Source organism: Frondihabitans sp. VKM Ac-2883, assembly GCF_015350875.1.
Taxonomy (GTDB): domain Bacteria; phylum Actinomycetota; class Actinomycetes; order Actinomycetales; family Microbacteriaceae; genus Frondihabitans.
In genome coordinates, this window is sequence record NZ_JADKSF010000001.1 from 62,564 (window position 1) to 76,313 (window position 13,750).

14 protein-coding genes are annotated in these 13,750 nt (G+C 67.5%); 8 read left to right on the forward strand and 6 right to left on the reverse strand.

The window, feature by feature from the left end; all coding sequences use genetic code 11:
• Positions 1–51: 51 nt before the first annotated feature.
• From ITJ49_RS00340 to ITJ49_RS00355, 4 genes are read left to right on the forward strand one after another with little or no spacing between them, the layout of a single operon-like run.
• Positions 52–510 (forward strand): hypothetical protein, encoded by a 459-nt coding sequence (locus ITJ49_RS00340; RefSeq protein WP_194600177.1) that lies wholly within the window; start codon positions 52–54, stop codon positions 508–510.
• Positions 507–1,103: an SAM-dependent methyltransferase gene (locus tag ITJ49_RS00345; protein ID WP_194600180.1), complete on the forward strand. Its 597-nt coding sequence runs from the start codon at positions 507–509 to the stop codon at positions 1,101–1,103. Before ITJ49_RS00340 ends, ITJ49_RS00345 begins: the two co-directional genes overlap by 4 nt.
• A complete protein-coding gene (locus ITJ49_RS00350) occupies positions 1,100–2,107 on the forward strand; it encodes an acyl-CoA dehydrogenase (RefSeq protein ID WP_194600182.1) in 1,008 nt (335 codons plus the stop codon). The genes ITJ49_RS00345 and ITJ49_RS00350 overlap by 4 nt, the downstream gene beginning before the upstream one ends.
• Positions 2,107–2,844, forward strand: coding sequence for a PIG-L deacetylase family protein (locus ITJ49_RS00355; protein ID WP_194600184.1), 738 nt, complete (start codon positions 2,107–2,109; stop codon positions 2,842–2,844). The genes ITJ49_RS00350 and ITJ49_RS00355 overlap by 1 nt, the downstream gene beginning before the upstream one ends.
• A 5-nt stretch (positions 2,845–2,849) precedes the next feature.
• On the opposite strand, the gene ITJ49_RS00360 is transcribed toward ITJ49_RS00355, so the two are convergent.
• The 3 genes from ITJ49_RS00360 to ITJ49_RS00370 all read right to left on the reverse strand — a co-directional run bounded on the left by ITJ49_RS00360 (position 2,850) and on the right by ITJ49_RS00370 (position 4,637).
• Positions 2,850–3,305: an SRPBCC family protein gene (locus tag ITJ49_RS00360; protein ID WP_055964096.1), complete on the reverse strand. Its 456-nt coding sequence runs from the start codon at positions 3,303–3,305 to the stop codon at positions 2,850–2,852.
• A gap of 106 nt (positions 3,306–3,411) precedes the next feature.
• A complete protein-coding gene (locus tag ITJ49_RS00365) occupies positions 3,412–4,119 on the reverse strand; it encodes a glycosyltransferase family 2 protein (RefSeq protein WP_370544312.1) in 708 nt (235 codons plus the stop codon).
• A 179-nt stretch (positions 4,120–4,298) separates the two neighbouring features.
• A complete protein-coding gene (locus tag ITJ49_RS00370) occupies positions 4,299–4,637 on the reverse strand; it encodes a biopolymer transporter Tol (protein ID WP_194600186.1) in 339 nt (112 codons plus the stop codon).
• Between the two features lie 519 nt (positions 4,638–5,156).
• On the opposite strand from ITJ49_RS00370, the gene aroQ reads away from it, so the two are divergent.
• The 4 genes from aroQ to ITJ49_RS00390 all read left to right on the forward strand — a co-directional run bounded on the left by aroQ (position 5,157) and on the right by ITJ49_RS00390 (position 8,373).
• The gene (aroQ, locus tag ITJ49_RS00375; RefSeq protein WP_194600188.1) at positions 5,157–5,651 is read left to right on the forward strand and encodes a gamma subclass chorismate mutase AroQ; all 495 of its coding nucleotides are present in this window, start codon (positions 5,157–5,159) and stop codon (positions 5,649–5,651) included.
• 390 nt (positions 5,652–6,041) lie between these two features.
• The gene (locus tag ITJ49_RS00380; protein WP_194600191.1) at positions 6,042–7,301 is read left to right on the forward strand and encodes an ice-binding family protein; all 1,260 of its coding nucleotides are present in this window, start codon (positions 6,042–6,044) and stop codon (positions 7,299–7,301) included.
• A gap of 39 nt (positions 7,302–7,340) precedes the next feature.
• Entirely contained in the window at positions 7,341–7,739 is a 399-nt protein-coding gene (locus tag ITJ49_RS00385) for a hypothetical protein (protein ID WP_194600192.1), read from the forward strand.
• A 109-nt stretch (positions 7,740–7,848) separates the two neighbouring features.
• A complete protein-coding gene (locus tag ITJ49_RS00390) occupies positions 7,849–8,373 on the forward strand; it encodes a MarR family winged helix-turn-helix transcriptional regulator (protein WP_194600195.1) in 525 nt (174 codons plus the stop codon).
• Between the two features lie 106 nt (positions 8,374–8,479).
• Here ITJ49_RS00390 and ITJ49_RS00395 read toward each other — a convergent pair whose 3' ends face one another.
• The 3 genes from ITJ49_RS00395 to ITJ49_RS00405 form a co-directional block, all read right to left on the reverse strand.
• Positions 8,480–10,291: a hypothetical protein gene (locus ITJ49_RS00395; protein ID WP_194600197.1), complete on the reverse strand. Its 1,812-nt coding sequence runs from the start codon at positions 10,289–10,291 to the stop codon at positions 8,480–8,482.
• A gap of 125 nt (positions 10,292–10,416) precedes the next feature.
• A complete protein-coding gene (locus ITJ49_RS00400; protein WP_194600199.1) occupies positions 10,417–12,666 on the reverse strand; it encodes an NADP-dependent isocitrate dehydrogenase in 2,250 nt (749 codons plus the stop codon).
• A 356-nt stretch (positions 12,667–13,022) separates the two neighbouring features.
• Positions 13,023–13,610, reverse strand: coding sequence for a hypothetical protein (locus ITJ49_RS00405; RefSeq protein ID WP_194600201.1), 588 nt, complete (start codon positions 13,608–13,610; stop codon positions 13,023–13,025).
• Positions 13,611–13,750: the final 140 nt, after the last annotated feature.

Genomic DNA, 13,750 nt, shown 5'->3' on the forward strand with positions numbered 1-13,750 from the left:
TGCCCGTCGACGGTGGGCGACACCCCGGGAGGGAGGGCCATACTTCGAGATATGAGCGCCAGCGAAGACAGCCCACGACAAGGATCCGACGGACCCGACGCAGCACACCGCCGACCGGCCGGTCTCGACGACGCGACGGTGGCGGCCCTCGGCAAGCTGTCCGAGGCCCTCGAGGTCGTGGAGCACGCCCGCGGTTACCTCTACGGATTCCATCGACTCACCGGCAAGGCCGACCTCGCGCTGGGGGAGGCCGTGGAGATGCTCCGCCAGGCCGGCCAGGAGGCGATCGCCGACGAAATTGAGAACGAGCTCGTCGGGCGCAACGTGATCCACGGCCGATGGACGTTTCAGGTGGTCGAGGATTACGACGACAACTACTACGCCACTTTCAAGGCGGCCGAGTCGAAGGCCCGCGACGAATTGGCCGGCGGCAAGCGCCACCTGTTCGAAGCGGAGATGAAAGAGGATCGCCGCAGCCACGGCCGAGCGCACCACGAAGCGAAGCCGTGAGTGCCGAATCACACGGCACCCTGCGATCGCACTTCGAGGCGACGCACCTGCATGCAACCGACCCGTGGTCGGTCGAGACGAGCTGGTACGAGATCCGCAAGCGTGCCGTGCTGCTCGCCGCTCTGCCCCGGGAGCGATACGGCGCGGTGCTCGAGATCGGCTGCTCCACCGGGGTGCTGACCGAGGAGCTCGCGGGCCGGAGCGATCGGATCCTCGCTGTCGACCTGGCCGAGAGCGCCGTGCAAACGGCTCGCGAGCGACTCGCGGGTCTGGCCCACGTGCGGGTTGCGCAGGGCGACGTGTCGGACGGGCTGCCGGCCGGGCAGTGGGATCTCGTCGTGGTGTCGGAGGTCGCCTACTACCTCGACGAAGCGGTCTGGCGCGACCTCATCGGCGCGATCGCGTCGCAGTTCACGGAGGGCGGCACGGTGGTGGCGTGCCATTGGCGGCACCCGGCGTCCGACTTCCGCCAATCCGGTGACGCTGTCCATCACGCGCTCACGCAGCACCCCGAGTTCACGACGGTCGTGCACCACGAGGAGCCCGATTTCGTCCTCGACGTCGTGACTCTCACCAGAAAGGCGACGACATGAAGCGAGTTGCTCTCTCCGCAGCACCCGTGGGTCGCATCACCCAGGCGGTCCTGGATGCGAACCCCCAGACAGTGCACGACGCGCTCGACCTCGGCGTCTCCCTGAATCCGCTCCGCCCCTTCGTCGGTCAGGGCGCGACACTCGATGTGTGGGAGGCGCTGGCGACTCTTGCCTCCCATGATCTCGCTCTCGCGCGCGCGATCGAGCCGCACATCGACGCTCAGACCATCCTCGATCAGGAGGCGTCGAGCCATGTGCGCGGCGGCACCTGGGGAGTGTTCGCGTCGGAGGGTTCCGGTCATCGCGTCGAAGCTCGCGAAAGCGACACCGGCTGGCGCCTCACCGGCGTGAAGCAGTGGTGTTCGCTCGGGGGATCGCTTTCGGACGCCCTCGTGACGGCCTGGGTGAGCGAGAGTGAGCGGCGACTGTTCCGCGTCAAGCTGTCGGAGCACGGTGTGCGGGTGTCGTCGGCCGAATGGCACTCTCGGGGGCTCGAAGAGATTCCGAGCAACGCTGTCGAATTCGACGAGAGCCCGGCAACACCCGTGGGCGCGACCGGCTGGTACCTCGATCGCCCCGGGTTCGCCTGGGGCGGCATCAGCGTCGCCGCGTGCTGGCTGGGCGGCGCGACCGGACTCGGTCGCTCTCTGCTCGAGGCGACTCGGCGACCGGGTGGTCGAGGCGACGACATCACGCTCATGCATCTCGGCGTGGTCGACGCCCGCCTTGCCGAATCCCGTCGGGCCTTCGCGGCAGCGGCCGCCGTGCTCGATTCCGGCGACGAGGCGGTCGTGCTCGGCAAGCGCCTCCGCTCCACTGTCGCCCGAGCCGCGGAGGGCGCGATGTTCCACGTCGGGCACGCCCTCGGGCCGGAGCCTCTCGTGCGTGACGCATCGCACGCGAAGCGGGTCGCTGACCTCACCGTCTACATTCGCCAGCACCACGGAGAGCGCGACGACGCCTCCCTCGGTCGAAGCGTGCGCGACTCCGACATCGAGTGGTGATGTTCGACTCCGCCGACCCTGGCACGGCGGCACGGGAATGGGACGAGGATCCGAGGTGGCAGCTCCTGCCCCCACTCCGCCTCGACGGAATCGATCACGTGATCGTCTTCGCCGCCCACCCGGATGACGAGACCCTCGGTGCCGGTGGGCTCCTGGCTTCTGCCCGATCGGCCGGAATCGCGGTGACCTTCGTCGTCGTCACCGACGGCTCCGGCGCCGGTGTGGTTACTCCGGGCGAGACGCTCGCCGCGGTTCGCACCGCGGAAGCGGAGGCGGCAGCCCGTGACCTCGGCATCGACGACGTCCGGTTTCTCGGAGTGACCGACGGTGCCATTCGCGAGAACCGTGACCTTGTCGCCCTGGCGACCGGTGGGATCCTGCGCGAATTTCCGGGCGCCCTCGTGGTCGCACCGTGGCAGGGCGACGGGCACCGCGACCACCGTGTTCTGGGCGAGATCACCCTCGAGGTGTGTCGGCGCGAGCAACGGCAGCTGTGGGCGTACCCGATCTGGCTGTGGCACTGGGCCAACCCCGAGCACGCGGATACCCCATGGCCGACGATGGCCACGCTGCCGCTGACCGGCGACGACGAAGCTGCCAAAGCTCGAGCGCTAGGCGAATACGGCTCTCAGGTACACGGCTCTGCCCCCGTTCTTCACGAGAGGTTCCTCGGGCACTTTCAGCGCCCGGAGGAGGTCTTCGTCGTGGAGAACGAGGGCAGAGTAGCGGTCGGCTAGACCGTTCAGGCCTTGACGTCGCCTCGCCAGGCGCCGTCCGGCTTGCCCTGTGACTCGATGTACTCCTTGAAGTTCTTCAGGTCTTTCTTGATCGCGTGGTTGTCGGCGCCGAGCGTCGAGCCGACCTTCTCGAGGAAGCCGGTGGGCTCCCAGTCGATCTGCACGGTCAGGCGGGTCTCGGAGTCGCTGAGCTTGTGGAACGTGATGACGCCGGCGTGGTCGACCTCGCCGCCGGTGGAGTTCCAGGCGACGCGCTCGTCGGGGTGCTGCTCGGTTATCTCGGCCTCGAACTGCTTCTCGACGGGACCGACCTTGACGTTCCAGACGGTCAGGGTCTCGGTGACCTGGTCGATCGACTCGACCTCGTCGAGGAACTTCGGGAATTCTTCGAACTGGGTCCACTGGTTGTAGGCGACGGACACGGGAACGTTGACGTCGATGGTTTCGATTGCTTGTGCCATGGAGATCTCCTGGTTTGTGATCGGTGTGACGTGGACGGTAGCTCGATGGTGGAACGGAGGCTCGGTCACGCGGCTATTCGAGGCCACTTGACAGGTCGAGACCCGGTCAGAACGACGGAGCCACGCAAGCCGGCACGAGGCTCTCGGCAAGGTATCGGGCGTAGCCACCCGGGGTGCGACCCACCTGTCGGCCGGAGGTCATCACGTCGCAATCATCCGATGCGGCGAGCGTGACGCCCTGCGCTCGCAGCCTCGTGACCAGGTCGTTGTCTTCGTGCTCGTCGTGGTGGAGAAAGCCACCGGCCTCGAGATATGCCGATGCACGAACCCCGAGGTTGGCCCCGTGAACGTGCCCGTTGGGCTTCCCTGGAACGCGCTTCGCTTTCCACGCGACGATCTGGGCCTCGGTGAGATCGGCGAAGTCGGGCGTGACCGTGCCGAGCATCACGTCGACTCCGGCGTCGGCGAGCCGGAGTTGCTCGACAAACCAGTTCGGCGGAACGACCGAGTCGGCGTCGGTATTGCCGATCCAGACACCGCGCCCGAGAGGGCCGACATCAGCATGACCACGGAGGGCAGTCAGACAGTGGTCGATGCCCTCCGCCCGGGCCGCACCCACCGTGCCGCCCGTGCTCGAAAGGACTTCGATGCCGGAGAACGACGTAGCGATCGCCACCGTATCGTCGCTGCAGCTGTCGGCCACCACGACGATTCGCAGAGCGATGTCGGGGCGGCCGGCGTGCAGAGCCCTCGCAGCCGCGTTGAGACCCTCGAGGCAGGCGCCGATGAGGCCCTCCTCATTGTGAGCCGGCACCACAGCACACATAGCCGTTATCGACGACACTCGTCACTCCCCACCCGTCTTGCGACGCGGTCAATCCCTGCTGCACCGGACGTGCACGAACTTGGAACTGTAGGCGCTCGCGGCGCTTCGCGCGGGCCTCCTCTGCCACGGTCGCCCGCGTATGGCGGGCCCGTGGCCGAGCACGAGGCTCAGCCGTCGAGTGCATCCAGGTCGCGGAGGGCCTGCTCGGCCTGGGCCAGACGGTCGGCCACCGGCCGCTCCCACCAGTAGTCGCCCCGCTCGCCGAGACCGTGCTTGGCGAGACCCACCCGCTTTCGTGCGGCCGTCACCGCCGACTCGTCGCCAGCGCGCTTCGCCGAACCCACTCCAGAGCGACCGCGGCCGAGGTGCGACCTCAAGGCGGACGCGACGTCGTTGGGCAGGCTCGGGTCGGTTCGCCGCCACCGCCGGCCGTTGATGACGAACCAGCGCTCGTCGTCGGCGTCGGAGTGAGCCGCGGCCCGCTCGCCCGGTTTGGACTCGGTCATGGCGGGCACGGTACACGGGCCAGCCCCGGTGGGGTCGCGACGGTGGGGAAAGTCGTTGACAACGAGTCTTCTCAAGCCATACGGTCTTTCCGACAGACGATCGTCTGACGGAAGAGGAGCTGTTCGCATGTACAGCTTGGACGACCCGTGTGGCATCCCGCACTCCGTGACCTACTGGGTTCCCTTCTGGGATGAGCCGGTCATCGCTGAATGCACCTGTGGCCTGTCGCACGACCATTTCGAAAACATTCCCCTCCTCGGCGCTGACACCGCAGCTGGTTTCTGGCGGAGCGTTCGTGCCTGGTTCAGAAAGGAACCCCGCCAATGACCACCTTTACCCTTCGCTCCTCGGGCGCGCGGCCCGCACGGGGTTCAGCGCGTCGCCTCCGGAGAAGTGCCGTCGTAGCGACAATCGGTCTGGTCGCCGCCAGCGTGTTGGTGGCGGCAGGGCCGAGCAGGGCATCGGCAGGGCAGGTAGGCCAGGCGCCGGCGGCTTCCGCGTCGGATTCATCGACGGTGGTGTCACAGCACGACCGCCTCTCCGCGATCTCTGCGCTCGTCCTTCGTCGCCTTCTTCTCGCCGACCCCGTAGCCGAGTCGAAATGGGTGAGTGGGCGGCCGATCAGCGACCCCGCCCGCGAGCAGGCCGTGGTCGACGCCGCAGTGGCCCGGGCAACCCAGCGCGGCATCGACCCCGCCTTCGTCACCCGAGTCGTACGAGCGCAGATCGATGCCAGCAAGGTCGTTCAGCGCGGCCTCTTCGTCCGATGGACCCAGGATCCCGAGACGGCGCCGAGCACCGCTCCCGACCTGGCCACGATCCGTCAGCAGCTCAACGCGATCGATGACGCTCTCGTCGACTCCCTCGGCGACGCCGAAGAGGTGGCCGCAAGCCCGCGCTGCTCGCACGCGGTCGACGCCGCGAGGTCACAGTCGTACGCCGGGATCGACGCGTTGCACCGCAAGGCCGTCCACACGGCCTGGAATACCTTCTGCGTCACCCCAGCGGGGTGATGCCCAGCCCGCGGAATGCGGGGGTTGATGGGGTGCCACGACCCGAAGCGTGTCACCCCCATCAAAGTGCGGTTGTGCGACCCGAAATCGCGTGACCTGCACCTATGCCGTGGGGCTCTGACCGAGCCCAGCTCAACAGCCCCACCCCTGGGGATGCCGGCCGACATGTGTCAAGTAAGCGCCTTTTTTCGCGGTTCTCCGAAAAGACAGGCAATTTGCCAGGTTGATTGATTTCGTGAACCACCTGAAAGCCGAATTGCGACGACTTAGGTGAATCTGTGAACCAGTCTTCCCGTACGGCCACTCGTGGGGTATACCTCAAGTACCGGGGATCACGCGGGCGTCGTCGACGCTTGCACACGTGCCTCTCCCACTTAGGCAGGGGCCATCATGGCCAGAACGCCCATCTTCCGCCCGCTGTTCGTGGTTGCGACCGGCATCGGACTCGCTTCTGCTCTCGCTCTCGGCGCCGCATCGACCGCGTCGGCGGCGACCGTCATCGATGGGCCGGTCAACCTCGGGACCGCTGCCACCTACGGCGTCCTCGGTGCGAGTGCTGTGACTAACACCGGCCCCACCGTCGTCACCGGAGACCTCGGCGTCTCACCCGGCACCTCGATCACCGGCTTCGGCGGAGCTCCGAACGGTGTCGTCAACGGCACGGTCCATCAGACCGACGCCGCGGCGACCCAGGCGCAGGCCGACACGACGACGGCGTACAACGTCGCCGCCTCTCTCACACCGACCCGCACGGGCATCAGCGAGCTCAACGGGCTCAGCTTGAGCCCCGGTGTCTACACCGGCGGCGCGCTCGCGCTCTCGAACAACGGCGCCCTCACGCTCGCCGGCAGCGCGAACTCGGTCTGGGTGTTCCAGGCCGCCTCGACGCTGACCATCGGCTCGGCGACTCGTATCACCTTCACGGGCGGCGCATCGGCGTGCAACGTCTTCTGGCAGGTCGGCAGCTCGGCGACGATCGGCACCGCCGCGCAGTTCCGTGGCACGGTCCTCGCCCAGCAGTCGGTGACGGTGACCACGAGCGCCACCATCGTGGGTCGTCTTCTCGCTCGCACCGGGGCCGTGACGCTCGACACGAACACGATCACCGCACCCACCGGCTGCCCCACTCCAGGAACCCCGTCCCAGACGGTTGCGCCCACGATCACCTCGGGCGCTCCGACGACCGCGACCGCGGGCACGCCGTACTCGTTCCCCGTCACGGCGACCGGAACCCCCACGCCCACCTACACGTCGACACCCCTCCCCGCGGGTCTGACGCTGAACGGCACCACCGGCGTCATCTCCGGTACCCCGACCACCCCCGGCAAGACCACGGTCACAGTCACGGCCAGCAACGGCACCACGCCGTCTGACTCGGAGACCTACGTCGTCACCGTCCGTACGCCCACGGGTGGAAGTGGAACCGGAACAGGCACGGGGACAGGCACCGGCACCGGTACAGGCACAGGCACGGGCACGGGCACTGGAACAGGGACCGGCACCGGCACCGGCACCGGCACCGAACTCGCCTACACCGGCAGCAACTCGGTCGGCGCCTTCACGGCAGCAGGGCTTCTTCTCATCGGCGGCATCGCGCTGCTGGCGACGAGCGTCCGTCGCCGTCGCGTCGCAACCACTCACCGCGCCTAGACCGTGACGGTCCTGCCGATTTCAGGCCACAGGTCTGACGTGCACCACCCCGTCATCCCGATCGTGCAGGCCATCACCGGGCCGCGGGCCGGGCCCTTCACCCTGACCTACCTCGACGAACCGACGAAGAGGCATACGCGCACTTCTGTTGCCGGCACGACTCTGGTGCTCCGAAACACGGGGCGCCACACCGTGAGAGACGTCCACGTGCGACCGCTGCTCCACACCGCCGCGGTGGCAACGGCGGGGCGCCTGCGAAAGCAGAGCGCGCTCGGGGTCTGCTCCGGAGTCGATGTCGTTAGGTACATCGCCGACAAAGAGCTTCTGGTGCGCTGGGTCGATCACACGGGGGAGGAGCGTTCCGTCTGGATGCGCATACCGCCTCTCCCTCGACGCTTCGTCATTCCTGCTCCCTCGGAGGTGGCGCGAAGGGCCTGACAGACGAGGCAGATGAGTGCGTGGTGAGGGAAGTGTGCTTCGATTGCTTCCTGCGGATATTCACCGACTGATGACGGATGCTCGCGGACCCCACTACGGAAGGTCCTCCATGAGCTCATGCTCCGCCTCGCTCGTCGACGAGCACGATGACAACGAACCGCAAGTAACGCCAGTCGCCCCTGCCACGCCCGTGGCGCTTCTCGAGGCCGTGTCTGCCCTTCAGACCGCCGACGCTCTGCTTCGCTGGCGGCTCCGAGATCTGCTGCACCTCCGGGCCAACGAGATCATGGCCCTCGAGTTCCTGGCCCGGCTCAACAATCTCGACCAGCCCGTCAGGGCCCTCGATATCGCGCGGGCCCTTGGAGTGACGAATGGAGCCAGCACGCTCATCGTGGCGCGTCTGATGGAGCGCGGCCTCGTGACCCGGACCGAGAACCCCCGAGACGGGCGGGGCCATCTGCTGCACCTGACCGTCGCCGCGATCACTGCGCTCGACGATGCGCTCGGCGACTCTCGCCACGGCATCCGTGCGTTGCTCGAGGGGCTCTCTCCGCGCGAGTCCAAGCGCATCATCATGATTCTGGGGGAGTTGACGGCCTCCCTCGACCTTGGCGGGTTGCAGCCCGCTGCATAGTCGGGCGCGACAGCACAAAGGCGAGTGATCGGCGGTGGTGAGAGAATCGGATCCTAGGATCCGACCTCACCAGGCCACCGAACACTCGCCCTTTGGCGTAAAGCGACTAGTTCTTCGTCGTGACCTTCTTGGCCGCGCTTGTCACCGAGGCGGTGCTGTAGCCGGGGCTCGACGCCTTGACACTGACGGTCAGGCTCGTGCCGACGTCACCCTTCGACGCGGTGTGCGTCTTCTTGGTGGCGCCAGAAATCGGCTTGCCATCGCGCAACCAGCGGTAGGTGAGCGTGGCCGACTTCGGCGTGAGGCCTGACGTTACGGCGGTCAGCTTCGAGCCGACGACGGTCTTGCCCGAGATGACCGGCTTCAGCGCGAAGGTGCCGGGGAGGGCGGCAGCGGTCGAGGCGCTGGTCTGGGTGGCTGTGACGAAGGCCGGGCCGGATCCTGAGACCTTGACGGTCAGGGTGCGACGGAGCTCGGCGGGCGCGACCGTGTGGTACTGCTTGGTCGCCCCGGCGATGGCCTTGCCGTCGACCGACCACTGGAACGAGAGCTTGGCGGTGGCGGTCCAGTCGCCGGGGACGGCGGTCAGCTTCTTGCCGACCTTCGGGGTTCCGGCGACGGTGGGGACGGTCGACTCGATCGGGGTGCCGGCCTTGGCGTTCTTGTCGTAGATGTAGGTGCTGAATCCGTCGAAGTCGTACGACGTGTAGAACAGCTTCGAGCCGAACTCCTTGAACATGCCGAACGGTGCGACGGTCCCGCCGATCGGGCCCTCGTTGGTCGTCGTGGTGCCGTCGAAGCTGTACAGCGTGGGGCGCTGGCCCTTCGTCTGGTTGGTGAACTCGAGGTCGCCGTCGTAGACACCCACGGCAGGCAGGGCCGTGGCCGTCTTGAACGAGACACCGGTGGTGACCGGGGTCGGTTCGCCGGTGCCGTCGAAGCGGTAGACGGCTACGGTCTCGGTCTTCGGCGAGACTCCACCGAAGTAGAAGGCACCCTTCCATTCGACGCCAGTGATGGCCTCGGGCGATGCACTAATCCGCGTGAGAGCGCTCAGGTCGACGCGGTAAAGAGCCATCGCGTTCGACGTCAGGCTCTGGACCCAGAAGTACTGAGTGTCGCCAATGGAGACGGGGCTGGCCAGCGATTTCGTTGTCGTGATCGGGGTGGAGAAGGTCGTTCCGTCGTAGCGGGTGATGGCCGAAGTCTGGGTGAAATAGTCGTCATCGTAATTGTCGTAGTCGGTGGTGTCTTCGACGATGGTCAGCGTCGACCCGGCCGAGGCCAGCGTGACGTCGTGGGAGAACGTCTTCACCGCGGCGTAGTTCGTGCCGTCGAAGCTGGTGAGCGTGACAGTGGCCTTGCCGCTGCGGGAGTACGTGCTGACCGTGAAGTAGAGCAGGCTTCCGACGACGACGACCTGCTCGTCGATGTCGGTGGGAGCGCCGGCGACCGTCTTCCAGCCGAACGATGTCCAGTGCTGAAGGCGCGTCTCGTCGGATTCCCAGTCGTAGCTGACGCCATAAAGCTCGTCGCCGAGAACGGCCTGCGCGTACGCACCACCGGCGTTCGCGTTCGGGTCGACCTTCGCGGCCGGGATCGCGCCGGCGGGAGCCGGGCGTACCGCGTCGGTGGTCGCGCTGCGCTGAAGCGACGACGACGGAAGCGTCGAGGATCCGGCAGCGGTCCCGTTCAACGCCTGGGTGACGGCCGCTCGGCTGGCGGGCGTTCCGAAGTCGGTGTTGTGCAGCGCGTCGAGGGCGCGGCTCGACGCGGTCGCGCTCTGAGCCGCTGCCGGAGCTGCTGTAACCGGCGCCGCGGCGTTCGCGGGTGCGATGCCGCCGAGCGCGAGCCCGACGGTGCCGGCGAGAGCGGCGGTGATCGTGAGCGCGCGGCGGCGCAGACGTGGTGCGGACATGGTGTTCCCCCGTGTTGTCAGGCGCGGCCGATGTGATCTCGGCCGCTTTTTCTGAATCCTAGGGGAGACGGCGAACGGGAAAGGGGTGGTTTAACCCCCAGTCCGGGCGAACGGTCTCTCGGCGTTCAGGCTCGCGTGCTGACCGATGCCCCGAGCTGGTGAGTGCCGAAGCTGTCGACGATCTCGTTCAAGAGGGACGACGGCCGCATCACGTCGGCGAGAACCGCGTCGGAGAGCAGATAGTGGCCGGCGAGATCCTGCTCGTGGCCTTGCGCCCCGGTGAGGTCGCCCTCGATAGCGGCCTCGTGGGAAGAGAGCTGTTCTGCAAGCGGGGTGAACACCGCCTTGAGGTCGGGGCTGGTGGTTTGGCGGCTCAGTTCTTGGGCCCAGTAGAGGGCGAGGGAGAAGTGGCTGCCACGGTTGTCGATGGTGCCGACGTCGTCGGCAGGGCTCTTGTTCTCGTCGAGCAGCGTCGCGGTGGCGCGGTCGAGGGTGTCGGCGAGGGCACGGATTCCTGCGTCGCCGGTCGTGGTGGCGAGGTGGTCGAAGCTGGCCGCAAGAGCGAGATATTCGCCGAGGCTGTCCCACCGGAAGTGGTTCTCGTCGCGGAGCTGGTCGAGGAGTCGCGGGGCGGTTCCGCCGGCGCCGGTTTCGAAGAGTCCGCCACCGGCGAGGAGGGGAACGACCGACAGCATCTTGGCGCTGGTGCCGAGCTCCATGATGGGGAAGAGGTCGGTGAGATAGTCGCGGAGCACGTTCCCGGTGACGGAGATCGTCTCTTCCCCCCGGCGGAATCGTTCCAGGGTGAAGGTCATGGCGTCGACGGGCGCCATGATCGTGATGTCGAGGCCGGTGGTGTCGTGCAGGGCCAGGTAGCTCGCGACGAGCTGCGCGATGACGGTGTCGTGGGCGCGCGACGAGTCCAACCAGAAGACGGCGGGGGCGTGGGTTGCTGTGGCGCGCTTGACGGCGAGAGCGACCCAGTCTCTGATGGCGTCGTCGCGGGTGCGGCACATCCGCCAGATGTCGCCGCGGGCGACGTCATGTTCGAGGAGGACCGTTCCGGCAGCGTCTCTGACGAGCACCCTCCCGGCGCGGGGGATTTCGAAGGTGGTGTCTTGCGAGCCGTATTCTTCGGCTGCGCCGGCCATGAGGCCCACGTTTGGCACGGTGCCGAGAGTCGCCGGGTCGAAGGCGCCGTTGATGCGGCAGTCGTCGATGACGGTCTGGTAGAAACCGGCGTAACTGGAGTCGGGGATGACGGCGAGGGTGTCGTGGCTGGATCCGTCCGGCCCTGTCATCTGACCCGACCAGCGGATCATGGCGGGCATGGAGGCGTCGACGATGACGTCGCTCGGCACATGCAGGTTCGTGATGCCACGGGCCACGTCGACCATGGCCAGCTTCGGCTCGGCGGCGAGAGCTTCGTCGAATGCCGCCCGGATGGTGGCACCGTCGGGAAGGCTTTCCAGCCGGGCGAACAGTGCGGCGAGGCCGTCGTCGGGGTTGATCCCGGCGGCTGTCATAGTTTCGCCGTGCGCGTCGAAGACGGTGTGGAAGTACGTGCGGACGGCGTGGCCGAAGAGGATCGGGTCCGAGATTTTCATCATCGTGGCTTTGAGGTGCACCGAGAAGAGGAGGTCGTCCTCTCGCGCGCGGTCGAGCTGCTCGGCGAGGAACTCGCGAAGAGGCCCCACGCGAAGGACCGCCGCGTCGATGACGTCCTGAGCTCCAACCATTAGGGGCTCTCGCAGTGGTGCGTGGGTGCCGTCGTCGCCGACCAACTCGATGGTGACCGGGCCGTCGGCCGAGACGATGGTGGATCTCTCGGTGTCGCGGAAATCGTTGGCCGTCATGGTGGCGACGTGCGTCTTTGACTCCGGGCTCCAGGGGCCCATGGGGTGGGGGTGCTTGTGGGCGTAGGCCTTCACCGAGGCCGGTGCACGCCGGTCGGAGTTGCCCTGCCGGAGGACCGGATTCACGGCCGAGCCCTTGAGGGCGTTGTACCGAGACCGAATTGTCTCGCTCGCCGGGTCGGAGGAAGCGGCCGGGTAGTCGGGCACGGCGTAACCGGCCTGCTGCAGCTCCGCGATCGCAGCCTGCAGCTGCGGCAGTGACGCAGACACGTTGGGGAGCTTGACGATGTTCGTCGTCGGGTCCGAGATCAGGGCCCGGAGCTCCTCGAGGGCGTCGGGCTGACGCTGCTCCGGGCGGAGGTGTTCCGGGAACTTCGCCAGGATCCTCGCCGCCAACGAGATGTCACGCGTCTCGACGTGCACACCGGCTTTCTCCGCGTACGCCTGCACGATGGGGAGAAGAGCGGCAGTGGCGAGGCGGGGCGCTTCGTCGGTCAGCGTGTAGATGATTTCGTGCATGCGGAGGCGGATCTTTCAGTCTGGAGACGTGGGCCCCATCGCATGCCGACCGCGGGAAGGCGGGAGGGTCGTGACTGACTGATCGTCGGTTGCCGAGGAGCCGGGGCTGTTCGTCGGTGAACACAGAAGAGAAGCCTACGGCCGATTGCCGCTCACGAACGTGATGGGCCCCTCGCCTCGTACGTCGCAGGCAGCGTCGTCGTCCTCCCGATTCGGCAACCGAAGGATCCGGCGGCCCGTCACTCAGCCACTATCCATCCCGCGACGCACCCCCGGATGGCCTCAATCAGCCTGGCAATCGGGGGTTATCTGGCCATCAGTGGGTGCGTCGACACCGTGCGCCGCCCGCGCGGGGCTCAGTGGATGACGCCGCGCTCGATCCGGCCCGCCAGATGATCCACCACGGCGAACGCGACCGGCTCGACGAGCGGGCCCGAGCGGTGCTCCGACCAGTTGGCGTCGAAGCGCTCGCGGAACCCGGTCGTCCACGGCAGAGCCGAAGGATCCGCTGACCCCGTCGCGGCCCACCGCCACAGCAGCTGCCCCCGTCGATTCACCTCTACGTCGCCCGGCCCGGGGCCGACCGTGATCGGAGTGGGGCGCACGCAGACGACGGGAGCGTCGATGCGCGGTGGCGGATCCATCCCCGGAACATCCTGCGTCAGCATCGAATACGGCAACGCGACCCCGCGGGCCGTGAGTGCGAAGATCTCGAGCGGCCAGCACGGCGCAACGCTCTTGTAGATCGGGGCTCCGTTCGCGGCCCGACCGAGCATGACGGTCGTGACGGGCTCGATCCCGCGTCGGCGAAGCGCGATCGCGGTCTCGGCCAGCAGAGACTGGAGCGCCCACGACCCGGCGACCTCCTCCGATTCGACGGGGAGCGCCTCGATTCCGCGCCGGGGCCGGACGAATCGTTCGATGGCCTCGTCGAGTTCGGTCATGGTTCCACGCTACCGTTCGCGCGCTGCCCCGCTTTGCTCGCGCGCTGATGCCGCTTCGCTCACCCGCCCGCTGGAGCGCCGCGATGTCGTGAGACTCCAGTAGGTGCGGGTAGGCGTCGTCGGCACCCGCATCTACTGGA

What these genes read in the sequence shown, in the direction of transcription:
- ITJ49_RS00355 (WP_194600184.1), top strand. Translation starts at nt 2,107, where the DNA reads ATGTTCGACTCCGCCGACCCTGGCACGGCGGCACGGGAATGGGACGAG.
- ITJ49_RS00400 (WP_194600199.1), bottom strand. Translation starts at nt 12,666, where the DNA reads ATGCACGAAATCATCTACACGCTGACCGACGAAGCGCCCCGCCTCGCC.
- ITJ49_RS00370 (WP_194600186.1), bottom strand. Translation starts at nt 4,637, where the DNA reads ATGACCGAGTCCAAACCGGGCGAGCGGGCCGCGGCTCACTCCGACGCC.
- ITJ49_RS00405 (WP_194600201.1), bottom strand. Translation starts at nt 13,610, where the DNA reads ATGACCGAACTCGACGAGGCCATCGAACGATTCGTCCGGCCCCGGCGC.
- ITJ49_RS00390 (WP_194600195.1), top strand. Translation starts at nt 7,849, where the DNA reads ATGAGCTCATGCTCCGCCTCGCTCGTCGACGAGCACGATGACAACGAA.
- ITJ49_RS00340 (WP_194600177.1), top strand. Translation starts at nt 52, where the DNA reads ATGAGCGCCAGCGAAGACAGCCCACGACAAGGATCCGACGGACCCGAC.
- ITJ49_RS00350 (WP_194600182.1), top strand. Translation starts at nt 1,100, where the DNA reads ATGAAGCGAGTTGCTCTCTCCGCAGCACCCGTGGGTCGCATCACCCAG.
- ITJ49_RS00380 (WP_194600191.1), top strand. Translation starts at nt 6,042, where the DNA reads ATGGCCAGAACGCCCATCTTCCGCCCGCTGTTCGTGGTTGCGACCGGC.
- ITJ49_RS00395 (WP_194600197.1), bottom strand. Translation starts at nt 10,291, where the DNA reads ATGTCCGCACCACGTCTGCGCCGCCGCGCGCTCACGATCACCGCCGCT.
- ITJ49_RS00360 (WP_055964096.1), bottom strand. Translation starts at nt 3,305, where the DNA reads ATGGCACAAGCAATCGAAACCATCGACGTCAACGTTCCCGTGTCCGTC.